The organism is Pseudomonas asiatica (assembly GCF_009932335.1).
Lineage (GTDB): Bacteria > Pseudomonadota > Gammaproteobacteria > Pseudomonadales > Pseudomonadaceae > Aquipseudomonas > Aquipseudomonas asiatica.
The window spans coordinates 608,537-629,853 of the sequence record NZ_BLJF01000002.1 but is presented as its reverse complement, the minus strand read 5'-3'; the positions used below and the strand labels follow the sequence as shown (position 1 = coordinate 629,853).

Below are 21,317 nucleotides of genomic sequence, written 5' to 3'. Positions count from 1 at the left end.
GTTCCGAGGGGTGAAGACAAAGGGCCATTCTAACGCCGTTGGCATTCGAGTGCCGCAACTGGTCGGCGGATTTTTATTGCCTGTACCGGCCCTTTCGCGGGTGAACCCGCTCCCACCGGTACTGCGCAAGGCCCTGTGGGAGCGGGTTCACCCGCGAAAGGGCCAGTGAATCCCGTACAACGACAAAGGTTATCTCTCATTACAGACCAAGGGGTGAAAACCTCCCCCCCGGATGCAGTACAATCGCCCCCTTTTTCTTGGCAACGAGTCGAAGCCAATGATCGAACCCAAGCGCGTCCTGCGCGCCCTAGCCGAACACTGGGCCCTGATCGAGCCGCTGTGCGAGCGTTTCGACCAGGGCACCCTGAGCCTGGTCGAATTGCGTCAGCATGTGGCCCGCCAGCAGGTCGAGAGCACCCCGCAGGACATCACCCAGCTGCTCGACGTGTGGATCCGCCTGGATATCCTGGTCCCGGTGGCCAAGAGCCCGAACCGTTTCGAGCTCAACGCGCAGATCCACGACTTCCTCGCCTACCTGCGCCGCGAACACCGGCTGGGCCTGTGCCTGGAGATCGAAGCCTACCTGCGCCACCTGGAGCGCCTGGCCGGGCATATCCAGGACGCCTTCAACAACCGCGACAGCGACGACCTGGCGCGCCAGCTGCGCCTGCTCGACATGCGCGTGCGCGATGTACTGAAGAAGCTCGACAACGACGAACAGGCACTGGTGGCCGTGGCCGAACGGGCCAAGACCAGCAACCGCCAGATCCCGCTGCGCCAGCGCTATGCCGAAGTACTGGCGACCTGGGACGAGTATGTCGAGCCGATGATCCAGCTGGTCAACGCCGACGGCGCCTTCGAACAGGGCGTGCGCAAGGTCGAGACCGTGCTGCTGAAGCTGCTGGGCGAACAGGCGCGCCTGGGCCACCTGGTCGACGACGACATGCTGCTGCGCACCCATGCGCGCATCCTGGAAATGCAGACCAGCGCCCAGCTGACCCTGCGCCACGCCCGCGAATTGCTGCTGCCGCTGCGTGAAGAAGCCCGCCGGCACAACGCCGTGACCCGTGGCGCCGCACTGGCCCTGTCGGTGATCCGGCGCAAGGGCATCGACGCCGTACCGCAAGCGGCCATGCCGATGTTCACCCGCCCGCAAAGCACCTTCCTCGGCAGCGCCAGCCAGGTCGAGGCCTATGTCTACGCACTGGCCCGCTTCGAGCCCAAGCCGGCGCGCTTCCCCAAGGCCCACAAGACCCAGTCCGGCGCCCTGCCCCGCGCACCGCGCACGGTCAAGGAAATGGCCGAACGCTGCGAACAGGCCCTGCCGCTGCCCGACCTGATGGTCTGGCTGCTGGAGCAGGAACCCGAAGGCGCCACCGACGAGCTGCTGTACTGGTTCTCGCGCCTGTCGCGGGAAAAGCGCTTCAAGCGCGAACGCCTCGACCGCCGCGAGTACATCACCCAGGAACACCTGGTCAGCCTGCGCTCGTTCGCCCTGACCTCCAGCCGCGAAGACGCCGCCAGCGCGCCTACCGAATCCAACGCGAGCCCAGCCCATGCATCTTGATCTTTCCGAACTGTCCCAGCTCGCGCCGATCTTCCGCGAGCTGTTCAAAGGCTTCCACGTCAGCCGCCGCGACCCTGAGCTGTATGCCCAGCTGTCGAACTTCCAGGACCAGTACCGCACCCTGTTCAAGGCCCTGGGCTTCGAACTGGTGTGCGACACCCGTGGGTTCTACTACTTCGTGCCGGACATGACCGCCGCGCAGGTCAACAAGACCGCGCAGCGCCTGTCGCTGTTCACCTTCATCCTGGTCGAACACCTGGCCGACCAGGGCCGCGACCCGATGGCCGTGCTCGATGGCGGCAGCATCGGCCGTGACGAACTGCCCTCGCTGCTGGACAAGTACCGCGACCTGTTCCTGCAGGCCGAAGTGCAGACCGTGGACGAGCTGGAAGAAAAAATCCTGCGCCGCATGACCCAGCTCGGCTTCGCCTTCGAGGAAGGCGGCATCTACCGCTTCCTGCCGCCGATGCATCGCTTCCTCGACGTGTGCCTGGCCGTGCAGCAGGACCGCGACCTGGCAGCCACCCTGCACAGCGACCTGCCGCTGCCGACCCCGGTACTGGTCGAGGAAGAAAGCCCCGAAGAACTCAACCGCACCGACGACCCGCTCGACCTCAGCCCCTTCGAGGGCGAGGAAAGCGAAGAGGAAGCCCTGGCCCGGGCCATCCGCGAAGAGCAACAGGAGATTGACGCATGAGCCAGGAACGCTACGGCATCCGCCGCTTCGCACTGCTCAACACCGCCGGCTACAGCCTTGGCCTGTTCCCGCTGGAGCACCCACTGTCGGTATACGGTGCCAACAACCTGGGTAAATCGGCGTCGATCAACGCCCTGCAGTTCCCGATCCTGGCGCGCATGTCGGACATGAGCTTCGGCAAGTACAGCCTCGAGCAGTCGCGCCGCTTCTACTTCGCCAGCGATACCTCGTACATTCTCTGCGAACTGAGCCTGCCCCACGGCCCGCACGTCATCGGCGTTGTCGGCCGCGGCCCGGGCGGCGGTTTCGGCCACCAGTTCTTTGCCTACAAGGGCGAACTGGACCTGGCCCACTACCAGAAGAACGACACCTGCCTGCGCCAGAAAGAGCTGTTCACCAACCTCGAGCGCCTGGGGATCAAGGCCTACGAGCTGAAGCCGGACGAACTGCGTCGTCTGCTGGTCGGTGGCCACACCTCGGTGCCGCTGGACCTGACCATGATCCCGCTGCGCTCGACCAGCGAGCAAAGCCTGAAAACCTTCCGCGCGCTGTTCATCAACCTGCTGCACATGCGCGAAATCACCGCCGCCAAGCTCAAGCAACTGTTCCTCGACGCCTTCGAGCACAGCCTGCGCTCTGGTAGCGTCGACTATATCGCCGCGTGCGAGGAAGCCTTCCGCGACGTGCGCCGCATGGAACAGGACTACAACGCCCTGGTCGCCGCCGGCCCGCTGGTGGAGGCCCTGGCCGGTGGCGTGGCCCAGCGCGACATCCTGCGCGGCAAGCTGCACCGCATTTCACCAGTGCTCGACACCCTGCTGGGCACCTGGCAGGAATACGCGATGGCGCGCAAGGAAGAGCTGGTGATCCAGGCCGAGCACTACCGTGGCGAGCAGGACCGCCTGCAGAACGACCAGCGCGGCGGTACTCAGGAACTGATGCGCCTGGAGCGTGAAATTACCGGTATCCAGCGCTGGCTGGGCGAGCTGTCGGTGCTCAAGCATCGCTTCGCCCTGGTCGATGACGTCAAGGTGCTGGAGCAGCAACTGCTGGCGGCCAAGGACGCCCACGACGAACTGGCCGGCGCCCTGGCCCAGTCGCGGCAGTTCAGCGCCGAAGACCTGGACGAACGCGTCCGAGACCTGGAAAAGCGCCTGAAGCAGGTCAAGCAACAGCTCGACCACGCCGACAACAACAGCTACGCCCGCCTGCGCGAAGAGTTCTCGCAGCAGGACGTCGACCGCCTGATGCGCCTGTTCAATGGCGCGCTGTTCAGCCTGCCGCTGGGTGACCGCGGTATCGAACTGGACGACAGCGACCTGTGGGTAAAATCGCTGGAAGCGGTGCTCGACGGCTTCAAGGGCGAACGCTTCGAAGCCCCGGGCCTGTCCATCGACCTGTCGCACATCGACCCACCGGCACTGCAGGCCCTGGCCGACCGTGCCGCCCTGCGTGACCAGAAAGAGCGCCTGGAAAAAGAGCTGAAGCAGCTCAAGACCCAGCAGGCCGTGGCCGCCGACCGCTCCGCCTCCAAGGCGCAGACCGAAGCCCTGTACCAGGAGGTACTGGACGCGCAGAAAGCGCTGGAAGACTTCCGCCGCAGCGAAACCCTGGCCGCCGAAGAGCCCGAGAAGCTGGAGCAGCTGTCGCAGCTCGAAGCCGCCCAGGACGAACTCAAGCGCTCCAGCGACGCCTTCACCGAACGCGTCCAGCAGCTGTCGGCCAAGCTGCAACTGGTCGGCCGGCAGATCGGCGACCTCGAGGCCAAGCAGCGCACCCTGGAAGACGCCCTGCGCCGTCGCCAGCTGCTGCCGGCCGACCTGCCCTACGGCACGCCGTACATGGAAGCCATCGACGACTCGATGGACAACCTGCTGCCACTGCTCAACGACTACCAGGACAGCTGGCAGAGCCTGCAGCGGGTGGACAACCAGATCGAGGCGCTGTACGCCCAGGTGCGCCTGAAAGGCGTGGCCAAGTTCGACAGCGAAGACGACATGGAACGCCGCCTGCAGTTGCTGGTGAATGCCTACGCGCACCGCACCGACGAAGCCCTGACCTTGGCCAAGGCCCGCCGCGCCGCGGTCACCGACATCGCCCGGACCCTGCGCAACATTCGCAGCGACTACGACAGCCTCGAGCACCAGCTGGCCCTGTTCAACCGCGAGATCAACAAGCGCCAGGTATCCAACCTGGAGAGCTTCCGCGTGGTGCTGGCGCCGAACAAGGAAGCGCTCAAGCACATCGACCAGATCATCCACAGCGCCGGTCAGTACGAAGAAGGCGAAACCCTGTCGGTGTTCGACCTGACCCAGAGCGCCGAGCAGGACAACAAGAACGAAGAGGCCAAGGAATACCTGGCACGGTTGGTGGCAGCCAACCACAACCAGCTGGGCCTGAAGGACCTGTTCGAGCTGGCGTTCGAGATCACCAAGGTCAACGGCCAGCCGGTGATCCATGCCGACATCGACGGCGCGGCATCCAACGGCACCACCATGACCATCAAGGCGCTGACCAACATGTACCTGTTGCTGCACCTGATGGACCGCGACCTGGCCGGGCGTATCCGCCTGCCGTACTACCTGGACGAAGCGGCGGACATCGACGAACGCAACCAGGCTGCACTGCTGGAGACCAGCCTGCAGCTCGGCTTCGTGCCGATCCTGGCGAGCGTGAAGCCGCAGGTGTCGGCGCGCGTGGCGATCGACCTGGAAGGTGGCAGTGGGCCGAATGGCATCTACATCGACGAGGCGGACTGGAAGTTCATCAGCCGTCGCGATGAGGTGAAGGCGGTTGTGCGTGAGGATCATCAGGCCGAGGAATTGGCCTGATATCGGAGTAGTGGGGCCGCTTTGCGGCCCTTTCGCAGCACAAGGCTGCTCCTACAAAGGTATGCATACGCCGATCAATGTAGGAACAGCCTTGTGCTGCGAATGGAGGCCGAAGGCCTCCCAAAAATCTACCAAGCTATCAATGAGCCCAAGGCAGAATCGGAATCGCGGTCACCGCATTCTGCGGGCTGCCTTCGATCATGCGGTCGCTGTACACCAGGTACACCAGCGTATTGCGCTTCTTGTCGAGGAAGCGCACCACCTGCATGGTCTTGAACACCAGCGAGGTGCGCTCCTTGAACACTTCCTCGCCATCCTTCAGCTCACCCTTGAAGCTGATCGGCCCGACCTGACGACAGGCAATCGATGCCTCCGCCCGGTCCTCCGCCAACCCCAACCCACCCTTCACGCCGCCAGTCTTGGCCCGCGACAGGTAGCAGGTCACACCCTCGACCTTGGGGTCGTCGAACGCCTCGACCACAATACGATCATTCGGCCCGAGGAACTTGAACACGGTGGACACCTGGCCGATTTCCTCGGCCCCGGCCAGCATTGGCAGCACCAATGCCGCCACGCCGATTACCCGCTTCAGCACGCTCATACCAGCACCAGGTTGTCGCGGTGCACCAACTCCGGTTCTGCGCTGTAGCCCAGCAGGCTTTCGATGGCATCGGATGGCTGGCCGATGATCTTCTGCGCCTCAAGGGCGCTGTAGTTGGCCAGCCCACGGGCTACTTCCAGGCCGTCCGGGCCGACGCACACCACCATCTCGCCACGACGGAAGCTGCCCTGCACGGTCTTCACGCCAACCGGCAGCAGGCTCTTGTTGGCCTGGCGCAGCGCCTGCACGGCACCGGCATCCAGCACCAGGGTGCCACGGGTCTGCAGATGGCCGGCCAGCCACTGCTTGCGCGCGGCAAGCATGCCGCGCTCGGGCGACAGCAAGGTACCCAGGCGTTCGCCAGCCTTGAGGCGATCCAGCACGCGCTCGATGCGACCACCGATGATGATGGTGTGGGCACCGGAACGGGCAGCCAGGCGCGCGGCGCGCAGCTTGGTCTGCATGCCGCCACGACCCAGCGCGCCACCGGTACCGCCGGCCACGGCATCCAGTGCCGGGTCGTCGGCGCGAGCCTCGTAGATCAGCTGGGCTTCGGGGTTGTTGCGCGGGTCGGCGTCGAACATGCCATCGCGGTCGGTGAGGATCACCAGCAGGTCAGCCTCGACCAGGTTGGCCACCAGCGCCGCCAGGGTGTCGTTGTCGCCGAAGCGGATCTCGTCGGTGACCACGGTATCGTTTTCGTTGATCACCGGCACCACGCCCAGGTCGACCAGCGTGCGCAGGGTGCTGCGGGCGTTCAGGTAGCGCTTGCGGTCGGACAGGTCGTCATGGGTCAGCAGGATTTGCGCGGTGTGCTTGCCGTGCTCGCCGAAGCTCGACTCCCAGGCCTGCACCAGGCGCATCTGGCCGATCGAGGCTGCCGCCTGCAACTCGTTCATCGCACTCGGTCGCGACGTCCAGCCCAGCTGGCTCATGCCGGCAGCCACGGCCCCGGAGGAGACCAGTACCAACTCCACGCCTGCCTCACGCAGCGCGACCATCTGCTCGACCCAAACGGCCATGGCACCGCGATCGAGGCCTTTGCCATCGGCGGTCAGCAGAGCACTGCCAATCTTCACGACCCAGCGCTTGGCGCCCGTCACCTTGCTTCGCATCTTCTTCCAACCTATGTCGAATCTGTAGATACCGTGGATACAAAAACGCCGCTCCAAAGAGCGGCGTTTAGTGTACTGCAACCGGTCAGTCGCGCACGTAAATGATTTCCGGGCCGTCTTCGTCGTCCTCGAAATCATCGTCCCAACCGTCATCGTCGCCGATGTCGTGCACGCTCTTGACACCAGTACGACGCAGGGTACGGGCGTCGTCCAGGGCCTGCAGCTGGGCACGGGCTTCGTCTTCGATGCGCTGGTCGAGGTCGGCCAGCTCTTCGGCGTAGGCCGGGTCGTTGGCCAGGCGGTCGGCGCGGTCTTCGAGGTAGCGCATCAGGTCGTGGCTGAGCTTTTCGGTGCCCTGCTTGGAGATGGCCGAAATCACGTAGACCGGGCCCTCCCACTGCAGGCGCTCGACCACTTCCTTGACCCGCTCGTCGCGCTCGTCATCCATGACCATGTCGGCCTTGTTCAGCACCAGCCAGCGCTCACGCTCGGCCAGCGACGGGCTGAAGCGGGTCAGCTCGTTGACGATGACTTCGGCGGCATCGGCCGGGCTGCTTCCGTCCAGCGGCGCCATGTCCACCAGGTGCAGCAGTACGCGGGTACGCGCCAGGTGCTTGAGGAAGCGGATACCCAGGCCGGCGCCCTCGGAAGCACCTTCGATCAGGCCGGGAATGTCGGCGATGACGAAGCTCTTCCAGCGGTCGACGCTGACCACACCCAGGTTCGGCACCAGGGTGGTGAACGGGTAGTCGGCCACTTTCGGCTTGGCGGCCGAAACCGAGCGAATGAAGGTGCTCTTGCCGGCATTCGGCAGGCCCAGCAGGCCGACGTCAGCCAGCACTTTCATTTCCATCTTCAGGTCACGCTGGTCACCTGGCTTGCCCGGGGTGGTCTGGCGCGGTGCACGGTTGGTGCTGGACTTGAAGCGGGTGTTGCCCAAACCGTGCCAGCCGCCCTGGGCGACCATCAGTTTCTGGCCCGGGGTGACCAGGTCACCGATCACTTCCTGGGTGGAGGCGTCGATCACGGTAGTGCCGACCGGCACGCGCAGGTACAGGTCGTCGCCTTTCTTGCCGGTGCAGTCGGTGCTGCCGCCGTTGGCGCCACGCTGGGCCTCGTGGTGACGGGTGTAGCGATAGTCGACCAGGGTGTTGAGGTTTTCGTCGGCGATCATGTACACCGAACCACCGTCGCCACCGTCACCACCGTTGGGGCCACCGTTCTCGATGAATTTCTCGCGACGGAAGCTCATGCAACCGTTGCCACCGTCACCGGCCTTGACCCGAATGGATACTTCGTCAACAAACTTCATTCAAAACCGCCTCTCGCCTGCTGGCGAGTTGAATACCTGAAAAACCTGAGGCTCTTGCAAAAATGAGCGCGGCGGCCCCGTACGACCGTAGAAACCCACGCCGGCAGCCCATACAAACAGCTTTGCAAGAGGCTCACCACAAACGAAAAAGCCCCGTCGCATGACGGGGCTTCTGGAGCGACGTCGCGATTAAGCGGCGACGATGCTCACGTAACGGCGCATGAACTCGCCTTTTTTCTCGAACTTGATCACGCCTTCGATCTTGGCGAACAAGGTGTGATCCTTGCCCATGCCAACACCGTAGCCAGCGTGGAATTCGGTGCCGCGCTGGCGGACGATGATGTTGCCTGGCTTGATAACCTGGCCGCCATACATCTTCACGCCAAGGCGTTTCGATTCTGAGTCGCGACCGTTACGAGTACTACCACCAGCCTTCTTGTGAGCCATGGTTCAATTCTCCAAATAAATTCAGGGGATCTAGGGGATTAAGCCTGGATACCGGTGATTTTGATCTCGGTGAACCACTGGCGGTGGCCCATACGCTTCATGTGGTGCTTACGACGACGGAACTTGATGATGCGAACCTTGTCGTGGCGGCCTTGCGAAACGACTTCGGCCACTACTTTAGCGCCAGCAACAACTGGAGCACCGATGGTGACTTCTTCACCGTTGGCGACCAGCAGGACGCGATCGAAGGTCACGGATTCGCCAGTGGCGACTTCCAGTTTTTCGATCTTGAGGAATTCACCTTCAGCGACTTTGTACTGCTTGCCGCCGGTAACGATTACTGCGTAAGACATGGTATTTCTCCGATAATCCTGCTCACCCAGCGCTTTATATGATGAGTATTGGCTGGCATGGCTGCACAGGGCTGGAACGGCCCGGCGCAATTGCGTAAGGCAGGTGCTGCCCAGGAAGTTAGGGTGCGCGATTGTACGCAACCGCGGTTTTGCTTGCAAGTGCCGCCCCCGGGGCGCTGGCACCGCGCCTTGACACACCGGGACCCGCGACCTAGCATGCCGCGCAACCTCACTGGAGCAGCCGATGCAACCCCAATCCTTCTACCGCGCGGTGGCTGATGATTTCAGCGCCGTCGACGAGATCATCAAGAAGCAGCTGACCTCGCGCGTGCCGCTGGTATCGAAGATCGGCGACTATATCACGTCCGCCGGTGGCAAGCGCCTGCGCCCCCTGCTGGTGCTGCTGTGTGGCAAGGCCCTGGGCCGCGAAGGCGACGACCTGCGCCTGCTGGCTGCCACCATCGAATTCCTGCACACCGCTACCCTGCTGCACGACGACGTGGTCGACATGTCCGGCATGCGCCGTGGCCGCTCCACCGCCAATGCCCTGTGGGGCAACGCGCCGAGCGTGCTGGTGGGTGACTTCCTCTATTCGCGCTCGTTCGAGATGATGGTCGAACTGGGCTCGATGCCGGTCATGCAGATCCTGTCCAAGGCCACCCGCGTGATTGCCGAAGGTGAGGTGCTGCAGCTGTCGCGGGTACGCGACGCCAGCACCACCGAGGAAGTCTACATGGAGGTCATCCGCGGCAAGACCGCGATGCTGTTCGAGGCTTCGACCCACAGCGCCGCCGCGCTGGCCGAAGCAACCGACGAACAGCGCGAGGCCTTGCGTACCTTCGGTGACCACCTGGGCGTGGCGTTCCAGCTGGTCGACGACCTGCTGGACTACAAGGGTGACTCGCAGACCCTGGGCAAGAACGTCGGTGACGACCTGGCCGAAGGCAAGCCTACCCTGCCGCTGATCTACACCATGCGCGAAGGCACCGCCGAACAGGCTGCGCTGGTGCGCCAGGCGATCCAAAAGGGTGGCCTGGAAGACCTGGAGCAGATTCGCGTGGCAGTCGAGGAGTCGGGTGCTCTGAAGTACACGGCGGAGCTTGCGCGTGACTATGTGAAGCGTGCCATCCAGTGCCTGGAAGTGCTGCCGGCCAGCGAATTTCGTGATGCGCTGGTCGAGTTGAGCGAGTTTGCTGTCGCGCGTACTCACTGATAGACCGAGTCGTCTTCATTCGCGGGCAAGCCCGCTCCTACAGGATTGCGTCGCCTGTATGAGCTGGCTTGCCCGCGATGCTTTTGTACGGACATAATCACTTCTGAAAAAATACCTTATACAATTCGGGTTTTTAACCGCCCGTCTGTTTGTTTGAGGAACCGAAGTGAGCACTCTGCCACCCTGCCCGAAATGCAACTCCGAATACACCTATGAGGATGGCACGCAGCTGATCTGCCCTGAATGCGCCCACGAGTGGTCGGCCAGCGGCGACGCCGAAGCGGCCAGCGACGAGGTGGTGAAGAAGGACTCGGTCGGCAACATCCTGCAGGATGGCGACACCGTCACCGTGATCAAGGACCTCAAGGTCAAGGGCTCGTCCCTGGTGGTCAAGGTCGGCACCAAGGTCAAGAACATCCGCCTGTGCGACGGCGACCACGACATCGACTGCAAGATCGACGGCATCGGCGCCATGAAGCTGAAGTCCGAGTTCGTACGCAAGGTCTGATTTTCCATAAAACCGCCAATTGGCGCTTGCTATTCAGATAATAAGAATTATTCTCATTGGGACTGCTATCCAAGGAGAATAGCCATGACTTATCTGATCGACGCCTGGCTGGACCGCCCTCACCCCTACCTGCGCATTCTTCATCGGGAAACCGGCGAAGTGTGCGCGGTGCTTGAAGAAGAAGCACTCGACGAGCTGCGTGACCAGGGCGACCTGGACATGAGCGGGCTGAATTCGAGTGAACCGGGGGTACTCAAGGAGCTGGTGCGGAATCTGTTTCTGTTCTGCTATGCGCGGGCGTTGCGCCCCGGGGGGACAGACTGGAACTGACGGACCTGGCGAGGGCTTCGCCCTCGATCGCGACACAAGGCCGCTCCTACAAGTGTATGCGTTCCCCTGTAGAAGCGGCCTTGTGTCGCGAATGGGCCGCAAAGCGGCCCCAGCGGCATTACAGAACGTCGAGCAGCTCGACGTCGAACACCAGCACGCTGTGCGGCGGGATGCTGCCAACGCCTTGGGCGCCGTAGGCCAGTTCGCTCGGCACGTACAGGCGCCATTTGCTGCCAGCGTTCATCAGCTGCAGGGCTTCGGTCCAGCCAGCGATCACACCACCTACCGGGAATTCAGCCGGCTGACCACGATCGTAGGAGCTGTCGAACACAGTGCCGTCGATCAGGGTGCCGTGGTAGTGGGTGCGCACGTTGTCTTCGCGGGTCGGCTTGGCGCCTTCACCTGCGGTCAGTACTTCGAACTGCAGGCCCGAAGCCAGGGTGGTGATGCCGTCACGCTTGGCGTTCTCGACCAGGAATGCCTTGCCAGCGGCAGCAGCGGCTTCAGCCTTGGCAGCTGCTTCGGCTTGCATCACTTCGCGGATGACCTTGAAGCTGGCCGACAGGTCGGCTTCGCTGACGCGGCTGTCGGCGCCGTTGAAGGCATCGGTCAGGCCAGCCAGGATGGCTTCCAGGCTGACGCCCGGTGGCGGGTTGTCGCGCAGCTGGCCGCCCAGCTGACGGCCGATGCCGTAGCTGACGCGCGTTTCGTCGGTGGACAGGTTGAGTTCGGACATTGTCGTGCTCCACTGCAGGGCGCAGTGAAGCCGCGCCCTTGATGAAAAGGGCGAGCAGCCTAGCACACTGGGGCGCTGCGAGCAGCTACCAGGCCGAGCGCTGGGAAATCGGCACCTTCAAGTCTTCTTCCGGGTGCGTGCCCATGCCGCACATTTCGTCCTGCACCGACCAGTGCACCAGGTTCATCGAGACCATGGGGATGGTTTGCAGCAACTTGCGTGCATCCTCCACCGAATGCACGCGCAAGCGTTCACCACGGGCATCGGACAGGGGGTGGGGGTGGCCTTTGATCCGCGCTTCGAGCAGGTAGTCACCGCCTTCGATGGCGATCAGGTTCAGTTCGTCGACATGGCCAGCCCTGGCCTCGGTGTTGAGCTGATGCAGGTTCATGAGAGCACCTCGCGATGGGAACCACGCATGAGAGCTCATTTTTTGTACAGAAAGGGCGAATGCACAAGGCATGACTGACGCCGCTCGTCAGTTGGACCGCGCCGGCCTCTTCGCGGGCTTGCCCGCTCCCACAGGGATGGCGAAGAGGCCTGAAAGGTTCAGTGCTTGGTCAGCTTGTCCAGGTAACCCATGCAGAATGCCGAGACCACGAAGGTCATGTGGATGATCACGTACCACATCAGGTAATCGGTGGAGATGTTCTGTGCGTCCATGAACACCCGCAGCAGGTGGATGGACGAAATGGCCACGATCGACGCGGCAACCTTCATCTTCAGCGACGAAGAGTCCATCTTGCCCAGCCAGTTGAGCTTTTCCTTGCTCTCGTCGATGTCCAGTTGCGAAACGAAGTTCTCGTAGCCGGAGATCATCACCATCACCAGCAGGCCGCCCACCAGCGACATGTCGATCAGCGACAGGATCACCAGGATTAGGTCGGCTTCGCTGAGGGCGAAGACGTTGGGCAGGACGTGGACCACTTCCTGGAAGAATTTCAGCGCCAGGGCCAGCAGGCCGAGGGACAGGCCGAAGTAGATGGGGGCGAGCAGCCAGCGCGAGGCATACATCGCATTTTCGAGGATACGTTCCATGGAGTGTCGGGACTCATCAGGTGACTAAAAAAGCGACGGCGAGTATAGCCAGCCACCTGTTACAGCAAAAGCCCGGGGCTGCCATGCAGCCCATTCGCTTGTAGGAGCAGCCTTGTGCTGCGAATGGGCCGCAAAGCGGCCCCCTGCATCAATCAGGTCTCAGGATGAAACTGGTAATCCCCCAGATTCCGACACCGCTCACCATTGATCCGCCGCAACTGCGCCTGCAAATGCAAACACCAGATCTGCGGATCCTCGGCCACCTGATACCCATGCAAGGTCAGGCTGTCGACAATGGCATTGAGTACCGATTCGGCCACCAGCGGCCCATGGAACGGCCCTTGGGCCTTGATCGCGGACGGTTGTTCACCGGCCATGCCGGCGGCGAACAGCAGCGTCCACATGCCGTTATCCCCGGCCAGCGGACGGATGCTGCATTCGATGCGGGTCACCAGGCCCAGGCACTGGCGTGTGAGGCTGAGATTGCGCATGGCCGCGCCCCCTCCAATAAGCCTTGTTCAGCCTGAACCTCAGGCTGTTTCCATCCTGAACGCTGTTACCGTCCTTAAGTTCCAGCATAGAAGAACGGTACAGAAAGATGGAAAACCGGCGCTGAACGGTAGCACATCGCCGCCAGCGCCGGTTTCTTGACTCAGGCCGGCTTGGCCTGGGCAATCACCTCTTCCAGGCGCTCTTTCTCCGCCTTCTCGATTTCTTCCTCGCTGATCATCTCGGCAATCTCACGCAGGCGCTCCACCACCCGCGCGTTGACGCTGCCTTCGGTGAACTGGCCCTTGTCATCCAGCACACCGGCCTCCTCGCCCACCAGCAGGCTCAACGCCTCGTCGGCCTGGCTGACCGCGTACACGTGGAACATGCCGTTCTCCACTGCCTGCAGCACACGCTCGTCGAGCATCAGCGTGGCGACGTTGGCACGCGGGATGATCACTCCCTGCTCGCCGGTCAGGCCACGCGCCTCGCACAAGCGGAAGAAGCCTTCGATCTTCTCGTTGACCCCACCCACCGCCTGCACTTCACCAAACTGGTTGATCGAGCCGGTGATGGCGAAGCACTGCTTGAGCGGCGTACGCGACAAGGCCGAGATCAGCGTGCAGGCTTCGCCCAGCGAGGCGCTGTCACCGTCCACATAGCCGTAGGACTGTTCCAGGGCGATGCTCGCCGAGATCGCCAGCGGGAACTCCTGGGCATAGCGGCTGCCCAGGTAGCCGGTGAGGATCATCACACCCTTGGAGTGGATCGGCTGGCCGAGGTTTACCTCACGCTCGATGTCGACGATACCGCTGCCGCCCGGGTACACGGTGGCGGAGATACGCGCCGGCATACCGAACGCCGAATCACCCACTTCCAGCACGGTCAGGCCGTTGCACTTGCCGATGGCCGCGCCTTCGGTGTCGATCAGGATGATGCCGGCGAGCATGTCGTCCAGCACCCGCTGCGAAACACGCCCGGTGCGGGTGGCCTTGGCCTTGAGCGCACGCTCGATGTGCCCGGCGTCGGTCATTTCGTCACTGGCCAGCTGGCGGATGAAATCAGCTTCGCTGACCAGCTGGAACAGGTCGCCGATACGTGCCGACAGGCGCGACTGGTTTTCTGCCAGGCGGGCGCTGTAGGTGGCCAGACGCGCCACCGCGTCACTGGTCAGTGGCGCCATGCCCTCTTCGTTGGTGCGGGTGCGCAACAGCTGGGCGAACTGCTCCAGGTTCTCATCGACCATGGGCATGTCTTCGTCGAAGTCCACCAGCACCCGGAACATTTCCTGGAAGTCCGGGTCGTGGTCCTGCAGCGCGTAGTAAAGCTGGCGCGAACCGATGATGACCAGCTTGATGTTCAGCGGGATCATCTGCGGCGTCAGGCTGACGGTAGCCACCCGCCCCAGCTCGCCCAGTGGCGACTCCATCTTCAACTTGCGCGACTGCAGCGCACGCTTGAGTGCGTCCCAGACGAACGGCTCGCCCAACATCTTCTCGGCTTCCAGAATCAGGAAGCCGCCGTTGGCGCGGTGTAGCGCGCCTGGGCGCAGCTGACGGTACGAGGTGTACAGCGCACCCTGGTCGGTGCTGTATTCGATACGGCCAAACAGGTTGTCGTAGGTCGGGTGCGGCTCGAACACCACCGGCGCACCGCCGTCGGCGTGGTGGCCGACCACCAGGCTTGGCGCGTACTGCTCTTCCAGCAGCTTGCGCGCAGCCGCGTCGGTCTTGCTGTCATCGACCAGTTGCTCGACCACGGTACGCAGCAGGTTCAGCTGCACCGACTGCAGGTAGGCGCAGACCGCAGCGTTCTCGGCGTACTTCTCCGACAGCGGCGCCAGCAACGGCTGCAGGGCCAGGGTGATGGTTTCCTCGTTGAGCTGGCGCAGCTGGTTGTTCGACTCGCGCTTCCATTGCGGCAGGCTGGCCAGCTCTTCGTTCAGGCGTTCCTCGAGCAGGGCGATATCCTCGTGGAACTGCTCGCGCACCTCTTCCGGCAACTGGGCGAATTCGGCTTCATCCAGCGCCTTGCCGTCGGCCATCGGGGTGAAGGCGACGTTGCTGGCATCGCGGTACAGGGCCACGTCCTTTTCCAGCGAGGCGCGCTCGATCACATCCAGGGCGCGGTCGTAACGCTGGTTGAAGGCGCGGTCGATGGCGCCTTTCTTCTGCTGGTAGGACGGGTGCTCGAATACCGCAGGGAAGGTCGACAACAGGTTGTCGATCAGCCCGTTCATGTCGGCGATGAACGCCCCGGCGGTGCCGGACGGCAATTCCAGTGCGCGGGGTTCACGCGTGTCATCGAAGTGGTTGACGTAAACCCAGTCGGCCGGGGTCTGCTGACGCTTGCCCTCGGCCTTGAGGTAGCGCTTGACGAACGAGAAGCGGCCGGTTCCGGGCTCGCCCATCACGTACACGTTGTAACCAGGGCGCGGCATGGCCACGCCAAACTGCAGGGCCTCGACAGCACGTTCCTGGCCCAGGACTCCGCGAAACGGCTCCAGATCGTCGGTATTGGTAAAGGCAAACTGCTCGGGGGAGAAACGCCGGGTCAGGGCTTCAGGCGCGAGACGCAGGCGCGCAGCGACAGGATCGGGCATTGGGTTTCCTTACTTCGGCGGGGCAGATACGCAGCATTCTGGCGCTGCCCGCGCGCGCCTTGCAAGGCTCCGCAGGACTTTATGTCGCAGCCGGTGCGGGTCATGCAACAGCAAATTTTTCGCAATCAACAACGCAACTCTTAGATCGTGCCTAAACTCCAAGCTGCGCGGGTGGGTGAAAAGCTTTCCCGACCTGGCAACCGAGTTGCCAGAAACCCTGACCCTTGGTTAAGTCAAATAGAGAACAAATGCTATGAAACGGATTCTTCTGGGTACTCTGTTCACCGTGGTCTCGATCAATGCCATGGCCGAAGCGCCAGGCGGCCCGAACTGCGGCTGGGGCAACATGCTGTTCGAAGGCCAGCGCGGCACTCCGGCACACTTCCTGGCTTCCACCACCAACGGCACCTCCGGTAACGCCACCTTCGGCATGACCTCCGGCACCAACGGCTGCTCGACCAAAGCGTCGCTGACCTACGGCGGCAAGTCCTGGTTCGCCATGAACGGCATGATGAATGAACTTTCCGAAGACATGGCCATGGGCCAGGGCGAAGCACTGACCACCTATGCCGTGGTTCTCGGCGTGGCCCCTGAAGACCGTGGCTACTTCGCATCGGTCACCCATCAGCACTTCAACCAGATCTTCAGCAGCGCCGACGTCACTGCCGAAACCGTCCACAGCAACACCCTGGCTGTTCTGAAGAACGACCCACGCCTGGCCAAATACGCAACCGAGGCCTGAGTGCAGCTCCTCCCGCCCCGGCCCCGGGGCGGGTTTCGCCTTTTTTCGGCATCGTTGAGAAGTAGTTGCCCGACATGCTCAAACGCTTCGTATCCCTGGCGCTGTGTGCCTGCGCCCCTGCTCATGCCGCGCCCGTGCTGGACCAAGGCCGTGTCCAGCAACTGGCCAACACCCCTTACTGGATTGCCCTGGGCCATTACGAAACCGCCAAGCTGGGTGGCTGGCGCAGCTATGTGGACGATGATGCGTTCTTCCTCGCCGAGGATGGCGCGCACTACCCCGACCAGGAACTGAAAGCCACGGTCGAAGCGCTGTACGCCCCGGCCAGCCTCGGCGACAAACATGCCCAGTGCGTATTCCCGGCGCGCACCCGCTGGCTGCGCGAACAGCTCGACTTGCAAGACTTGCCGCAACCTGACTGCCAGGAGTTCACCACCTGGTACCAGTCTATCGACCCACACAGTGCGGCGCTGATCTTCCCGGCGGCCTACCTGAACAGCCCGTCATCGATGTTCGGCCACACCTTGCTGCGCATCGACCAGTCCAACACCCGCAGCGACGACACCACGCTGCTGAGCTACGCAATCAACTTCGGCGCCTACATCGAAGGCAGCGACAACAGCATCCTGTATGCCTGGAAGGGCCTGATGGGTGGCTACCCGGGCCTGTTCGCGCTGATGCCCTACCAGGAGAAACTGTCCGAATACCGCAGCCTGGAAAACCGCGACCTGTGGGAGTACCAACTGGACCTGACCCCGGAAGAAACCGGGCGCATGGTCGAACATGTGTGGGAGCTGAAGCAGATCCAGTTCGACTACTTCTTCTTCGATGAGAACTGCTCGTACCGCCTGCTGGAGCTGCTGCAGGTGGCCCGGCCGGGCCTTGACCTGACCTCGCAGTTCCCGCTGACCGCCATCCCGACCGACACGGTGAAAGCCGTGAAGCAGTCCGGCATGGTCGCCAGCGAGACGTACCGCCCCTCTCGCGAACGTGAACTGCTGGCCCGGGCCGAGCCGCTCGATCACGACGAAAAGCGCCAGGTGCTGGCTGTAAGTGCCGACACCGGGCAACTGCAGAGCCCCGAATTCAAGGCCCTCCCCCGCCAGCGCCAGGCGCTGGTGCAGGACGCCGCGTACCGGCTGGAGCGTTACCGTGCCAATGGCCAGGAGCGCGACCCTGGGCAGGCGAAACGCAGCTTCGAACTGCTGCGGGCAATCAACAGCAACCCGCCCCTGCCCCTGCAGATCGAGCGCCCAGGCCTGCCCGAGGACGGCCATGACTCGCGCACCTGGCAGCTGGGCGTAGGCACCCGCGAAGACCGCGCCTACGCCGAGTACGGCCTGCGCATGGCCTACCACGACCTGAATGACAACGCCTATGGCTTCCCGCTGGGGGCGCAGATCGAGATCCTGCAGCTGAAGCTGCGCCAGTACGAAGGCAATGACTGGCAGGTGCAGCGCCTGGACCTGGCCACCATCCGTTCGCTGACACCGCGCAACGAGCTGCTCAAGCCCTGGTCGTGGCAGGTGGCCGGCGGGCTGGAGCGCGTGCCGGGCAAGCATGATGACGAAGTGCTGGTAAGCCATGTGAACGGCGGGGCCGGCGGCACCTGGCAACTGGCCGACGGGTTGCTGGGCTTTGCCCTGGGCACGGTGCGGGTCGAGCACCACAATGATTTTGCCCAGTTCATCGCCCCGGCGGCGGGCTTCAATGGCGGGCTGCTGTGGCGCAACGGGCTGGGCAACATGACGCTGGAGGCCAAGGGCGATTATTTCACCAATGGCGAAGTACGGCGCAGTGTGAGCCTGAACCAGCAATGGGAGATCAGCCAGAACCTGGGCCTGCGGTTGAGTGCTTCGCGAGAGTTCAGCCACCTGGCCACAGCGCAGAACGAGGTGATGCTGGAGTTGAAGTGGTATCACTACTGATCGGCCCTACGCAGTCTTTGTAGGAGCGCGCCAGGGCAGAACCTGTGTGAACCAACCGACTCTTTGACACTGTTTTAACGGCTCCCCGACAAATCGCCACCTAGACTTTCCAGTATCAACCGGAGGGTTTTGTGGTTATGTCGCGGTACTGGTTCGGCGTGTGCATGGCGTTGTTGCTGTCTGGTTGCGAAACCACCCACGAGCAGATGGTCCACCAGGGTTATCCCCCCGCCTATGCCGATGGCTTCCAGGACGGCTGCAGCAGCGGCCGACAGGCGGCAGGGCTGATGGTCGGCGCTTTTCGCAAGGACGTGCCGCGCTACCTGCACGAGCGCCAGTACGAAAGCGGCTGGGACGACGGCTTTCGCCAGTGCCACGCCATGCAGAACAGCGAAGAACAGCGCCAGTACCACGAGCGCTTCTGGGACCAGCGCGAGCGCGACTGGGAGCAGGAAAAGGACCGCGACGCCGCACGCGCCTATCGCCACAACTGAGTCGCAAACGGACATCCCTTGAAACCGGCGGCCTGCGATGATGGTCTCCTGCAAAAGGAGGCCACGCATGAGCCGAGCATTCGTCAACGAAGACCAAGCCGCCGCCCAGGCTGATCAGCCGGTCGAGCGACGGGTCAGCGAACAACCCAACTACGTCACTGCCAGTGGCCTGCGCCAGCTGCAGGAGCGCGTGACCGAGCTGAATGCCCTGCGCAGCGAACTGCAGGCACAAGGTGAACGTGGCGACAAGCAGCGGCTGGCGGATACCGAACGGGACCTGCGCTACTTCAGCGCGCGATTGCAAAGCGCCCAGGTTGTGCCGGCGGCGACATCGCGCAGCAAGGTGCAGATTGGCAGCCGGGTGCGGTTTGTCGATGCGCAGGACCAGGAGCAAGTAGTAAGGCTGGTGGGCGAGGATGAGGCGGATGCCGGGCGGGGGTTGATAAACTGGGGTTCGCCGTTGGGGCGGGCTTTGCTCGGGGCGGGGCCAGGGGATGAGGTGGTCTGGCGGCGGCCGGTGGGGGAGCAGGTGATCGAAGTGGTTGAGGTTTTTGGTGAAGATTGAGGACCTGGGGGCTGCTTTGCAGCCCATCGCGACACAAGGCCGCTCCTACAAGGACCGCGTCATTTCTGAACATGCGCGATACCTGTAGGAGCGGCCTTGTGTCGCGAAAGGGCCGCAAAGCGGCCCCAACGGCCTCAGATCAAACCACGCCTTGCGCCAACATCGCATCAGCCACTTTCACGAAGCCCGCGATGTTCGCACCTTTGACGTAGTTGATGCTGCCATCCGCCTCTTCACCGTAATGCACGCACGCATGGTGAATCGACTGCATGATGTTGTGCAGCTTGCTGTCCACCTCACCGGCAGTCCACAGCAGGCGCATGGCGTTCTGCGACATCTCCAGGCCCGACACGGCCACGCCGCCGGCGTTGGAGGCCTTGCCCGGGGCGTACAGGATGCCGGCCTCCAGGAAGATATCCACAGCCTCCAGGGTAGTCGGCATGTTGGCGCCTTCGGCCACGCAGATGCAGCCATTGCGCAGCAAGGTGCGGGCGTCTTCGGCGTCCAGTTCGTTCTGCGTGGCACACGGCAGGGCGATGTCGCACGGCAGGCTCCACGGGGTCTGGCCCTTGCGGAACTCCAGGCCGAACTGCGCGGCCAGTTCGCTGATGCGGCCACGCTTGACGTTCTTCAGTTCCATCACCGCATCCCACTGGGCATCGGTCAGGCCAGCTTCGGCGTACAGGGTGCCTTCGGAGTCAGACAGCGAAATCACCTTGCCGCCCAGGTCCATGACCTTGCGCGCGGCATACTGGGCCACGTTACCCGAACCGGAAATCGCCACGCGGCAGCCATCGATACGCTTGTCCTGGCGCTTGAGCATTTCCTCTGCGAAGTACACGCAGCCGTAGCCGGTGGCTTCCGGACGGATCAGGCTGCCGCCGTAGGTCATGCCCTTGCCGGTCAGCACCGAAGTGAACTGGTTGGCCAGGCGCTTGTACTGGCCGAACATGAAGCCGATTTCGCGGGCACCCACGCCGATGTCACCGGCCGGGACGTCCAGGTCAGCGCCAATGTGGCGGTACAGCTCGCTCATGAACGCCTGGCAGAAACGCATGACTTCGGCGTCGCTCTTGCCTTTGGGGTCGAAGTCCGAGCCGCCTTTGCCGCCGCCCATGGGCAGCGAGGTGAGAGAGTTCTTGAACACCTGCTCGAAGGCCAGGAACTTCAGCACGCCCAGGTTGACCGACGGGTGGAAGCGCAGGCCGCCCTTGTACGGGCCGATGGCGCTGCTCATCTGGATGCGGTAGCCGCGGTTGACCTGCACCTTGCCCTGGTCATCGACCCAGGACACGCGGAACAGTACGGCGCGCTCGGGCTCGACCATACGCTCCAGAATGCCGGCCTGCAGGTAATGCGGGTTGGCCTCGAGGAATGGCCACAGGCTGCGCAGCACTTCTTCCACAGCCTGGTGGAATTCAGGTTGGGCCGGATCGCGTTGCTTCAGGCGCGCGAGGAAATTGTCGACAGATTCGATCATGGTAGACATCTCACCAAGAGGATTGGACTTATTGGTTTTTTCAGGAATGTACCAAGAAGCAATCGCACCGGAATAGGGCGAAATGTCGTTTTTTTGAAATTATTTGGTGCGTTTTATATAAGTGTATACAAAATCCGGGGCGGCGGCGGCTTCATTCGCGGGCTCGCCCGCTCCCACAGGTTCATCACAGGCCTTGGGTTTCAGGGGCTCCTGTGTGAACGGGCATGCCCGCGAATGAAGCCAGCACCACTTCCCAGTCGGGCACAAAA

21 protein-coding genes are annotated in these 21,317 nt (G+C 63.0%); 10 read left to right on the top strand and 11 right to left on the bottom strand.

The annotated features are described in order from the left end of the window. Positions 1 to 277: 277 nt before the first annotated feature. Genes mksB through mksF form a run of 3 tightly spaced genes read left to right on the top strand, consistent with a single transcriptional unit; the run spans position 278 to position 5,095 of the window. Positions 278 to 1,567, top strand: a complete 1,290-nt coding sequence (gene mksB, locus GYA95_RS22310) for an Mks condensin complex protein MksB (protein ID WP_015268902.1) — start codon at positions 278 to 280, stop codon at positions 1,565 to 1,567. Next, positions 1,557 to 2,264, top strand: a complete 708-nt coding sequence (gene mksE, locus GYA95_RS22305; RefSeq protein ID WP_013970824.1) for an Mks condensin complex protein MksE — start codon at positions 1,557 to 1,559, stop codon at positions 2,262 to 2,264. Before mksB ends, mksE begins: the two co-directional genes overlap by 11 nt. Next, positions 2,261 to 5,095: an Mks condensin complex protein MksF gene (gene mksF, locus GYA95_RS22300; protein WP_015268901.1), complete on the top strand. Its 2,835-nt coding sequence runs from the start codon at positions 2,261 to 2,263 to the stop codon at positions 5,093 to 5,095. Before mksE ends, mksF begins: the two co-directional genes overlap by 4 nt. 139 nt (positions 5,096 to 5,234) lie before the next feature. Here mksF and GYA95_RS22295 read toward each other — a convergent pair whose 3' ends face one another. From GYA95_RS22295 to rplU, 5 genes are all read right to left on the bottom strand, one after another. Next, a complete protein-coding gene (locus tag GYA95_RS22295) occupies positions 5,235 to 5,696 on the bottom strand; it encodes a CreA family protein (RefSeq protein WP_015268900.1) in 462 nt (153 codons plus the stop codon). Next, positions 5,693 to 6,811 carry a glutamate 5-kinase gene (gene proB, locus GYA95_RS22290; protein ID WP_015268899.1) on the bottom strand — a complete coding sequence of 373 codons (1,119 nt, stop codon included), beginning with the start codon at positions 6,809 to 6,811 and terminating at the stop codon, positions 5,693 to 5,695. The genes GYA95_RS22295 and proB overlap by 4 nt, the downstream gene beginning before the upstream one ends. A gap of 85 nt (positions 6,812 to 6,896) precedes the next feature. Next, positions 6,897 to 8,123, bottom strand: coding sequence for an Obg family GTPase CgtA (gene cgtA / locus GYA95_RS22285; RefSeq protein ID WP_013970821.1), 1,227 nt, complete (start codon positions 8,121 to 8,123; stop codon positions 6,897 to 6,899). A 189-nt stretch (positions 8,124 to 8,312) separates the two neighbouring features. Beyond that, positions 8,313 to 8,570 (bottom strand): 50S ribosomal protein L27, encoded by a 258-nt coding sequence (gene rpmA / locus GYA95_RS22280; protein WP_003247464.1) that lies wholly within the window; start codon positions 8,568 to 8,570, stop codon positions 8,313 to 8,315. A gap of 38 nt (positions 8,571 to 8,608) precedes the next feature. Beyond that, positions 8,609 to 8,923 carry a 50S ribosomal protein L21 gene (gene rplU / locus GYA95_RS22275; RefSeq protein WP_003247466.1) on the bottom strand — a complete coding sequence of 105 codons (315 nt, stop codon included), beginning with the start codon at positions 8,921 to 8,923 and terminating at the stop codon, positions 8,609 to 8,611. Positions 8,924 to 9,167: 244 nt separating this feature from the next. Between rplU and GYA95_RS22270 the strand changes: the two genes are divergently transcribed. From GYA95_RS22270 to GYA95_RS22260, 3 genes are all read left to right on the top strand, one after another. Then, the gene (locus GYA95_RS22270) at positions 9,168 to 10,136 is read left to right on the top strand and encodes a polyprenyl synthetase family protein (RefSeq protein ID WP_015268898.1); all 969 of its coding nucleotides are present in this window, start codon (positions 9,168 to 9,170) and stop codon (positions 10,134 to 10,136) included. Positions 10,137 to 10,302: 166 nt separating this feature from the next. Then, positions 10,303 to 10,644 carry a zinc ribbon domain-containing protein YjdM gene (locus tag GYA95_RS22265; protein ID WP_009686103.1) on the top strand — a complete coding sequence of 114 codons (342 nt, stop codon included), beginning with the start codon at positions 10,303 to 10,305 and terminating at the stop codon, positions 10,642 to 10,644. 84 nt (positions 10,645 to 10,728) lie between these two features. Beyond that, a complete protein-coding gene (locus tag GYA95_RS22260; protein WP_003256316.1) occupies positions 10,729 to 10,974 on the top strand; it encodes a PA4570 family protein in 246 nt (81 codons plus the stop codon). Positions 10,975 to 11,092: 118 nt separating this feature from the next. Here GYA95_RS22260 and GYA95_RS22255 read toward each other — a convergent pair whose 3' ends face one another. The 5 genes from GYA95_RS22255 to GYA95_RS22235 form a co-directional block, all read right to left on the bottom strand. Continuing rightward, positions 11,093 to 11,710 carry an FKBP-type peptidyl-prolyl cis-trans isomerase gene (locus GYA95_RS22255; RefSeq protein WP_003256315.1) on the bottom strand — a complete coding sequence of 206 codons (618 nt, stop codon included), beginning with the start codon at positions 11,708 to 11,710 and terminating at the stop codon, positions 11,093 to 11,095. A gap of 85 nt (positions 11,711 to 11,795) precedes the next feature. Further along, positions 11,796 to 12,101: a DUF6482 family protein gene (locus GYA95_RS22250; RefSeq protein WP_015268897.1), complete on the bottom strand. Its 306-nt coding sequence runs from the start codon at positions 12,099 to 12,101 to the stop codon at positions 11,796 to 11,798. A 158-nt stretch (positions 12,102 to 12,259) separates the two neighbouring features. Next, positions 12,260 to 12,748 carry a TIGR00645 family protein gene (locus GYA95_RS22245; RefSeq protein WP_003247486.1) on the bottom strand — a complete coding sequence of 163 codons (489 nt, stop codon included), beginning with the start codon at positions 12,746 to 12,748 and terminating at the stop codon, positions 12,260 to 12,262. 152 nt (positions 12,749 to 12,900) lie between these two features. Continuing rightward, positions 12,901 to 13,239 carry a PA4575 family protein gene (locus tag GYA95_RS22240; protein WP_003247487.1) on the bottom strand — a complete coding sequence of 113 codons (339 nt, stop codon included), beginning with the start codon at positions 13,237 to 13,239 and terminating at the stop codon, positions 12,901 to 12,903. A gap of 161 nt (positions 13,240 to 13,400) precedes the next feature. After that, positions 13,401 to 15,839: a Lon protease family protein gene (locus GYA95_RS22235; RefSeq protein ID WP_013970817.1), complete on the bottom strand. Its 2,439-nt coding sequence runs from the start codon at positions 15,837 to 15,839 to the stop codon at positions 13,401 to 13,403. Between the two features lie 253 nt (positions 15,840 to 16,092). On the opposite strand from GYA95_RS22235, the gene GYA95_RS22230 reads away from it, so the two are divergent. From GYA95_RS22230 to GYA95_RS22215, 4 genes are all read left to right on the top strand, one after another. Further along, a complete protein-coding gene (locus GYA95_RS22230) occupies positions 16,093 to 16,581 on the top strand; it encodes a DUF3015 domain-containing protein (RefSeq protein WP_003256313.1) in 489 nt (162 codons plus the stop codon). A gap of 74 nt (positions 16,582 to 16,655) precedes the next feature. Next, positions 16,656 to 18,509, top strand: a complete 1,854-nt coding sequence (locus GYA95_RS22225; protein WP_015268896.1) for an Lnb N-terminal periplasmic domain-containing protein — start codon at positions 16,656 to 16,658, stop codon at positions 18,507 to 18,509. Between the two features lie 137 nt (positions 18,510 to 18,646). Then, positions 18,647 to 19,003, top strand: a complete 357-nt coding sequence (locus GYA95_RS22220; RefSeq protein WP_013970815.1) for a hypothetical protein — start codon at positions 18,647 to 18,649, stop codon at positions 19,001 to 19,003. 67 nt (positions 19,004 to 19,070) lie between these two features. Continuing rightward, positions 19,071 to 19,568: a GreA/GreB family elongation factor gene (locus GYA95_RS22215; protein WP_015268895.1), complete on the top strand. Its 498-nt coding sequence runs from the start codon at positions 19,071 to 19,073 to the stop codon at positions 19,566 to 19,568. Between the two features lie 139 nt (positions 19,569 to 19,707). On the opposite strand, the gene gdhA is transcribed toward GYA95_RS22215, so the two are convergent. After that, complete coding sequence (gene gdhA, locus GYA95_RS22210) at positions 19,708 to 21,048, bottom strand: NADP-specific glutamate dehydrogenase (protein ID WP_015268894.1); 1,341 nt, start codon at positions 21,046 to 21,048, stop codon at positions 19,708 to 19,710. Positions 21,049 to 21,317: the final 269 nt, after the last annotated feature.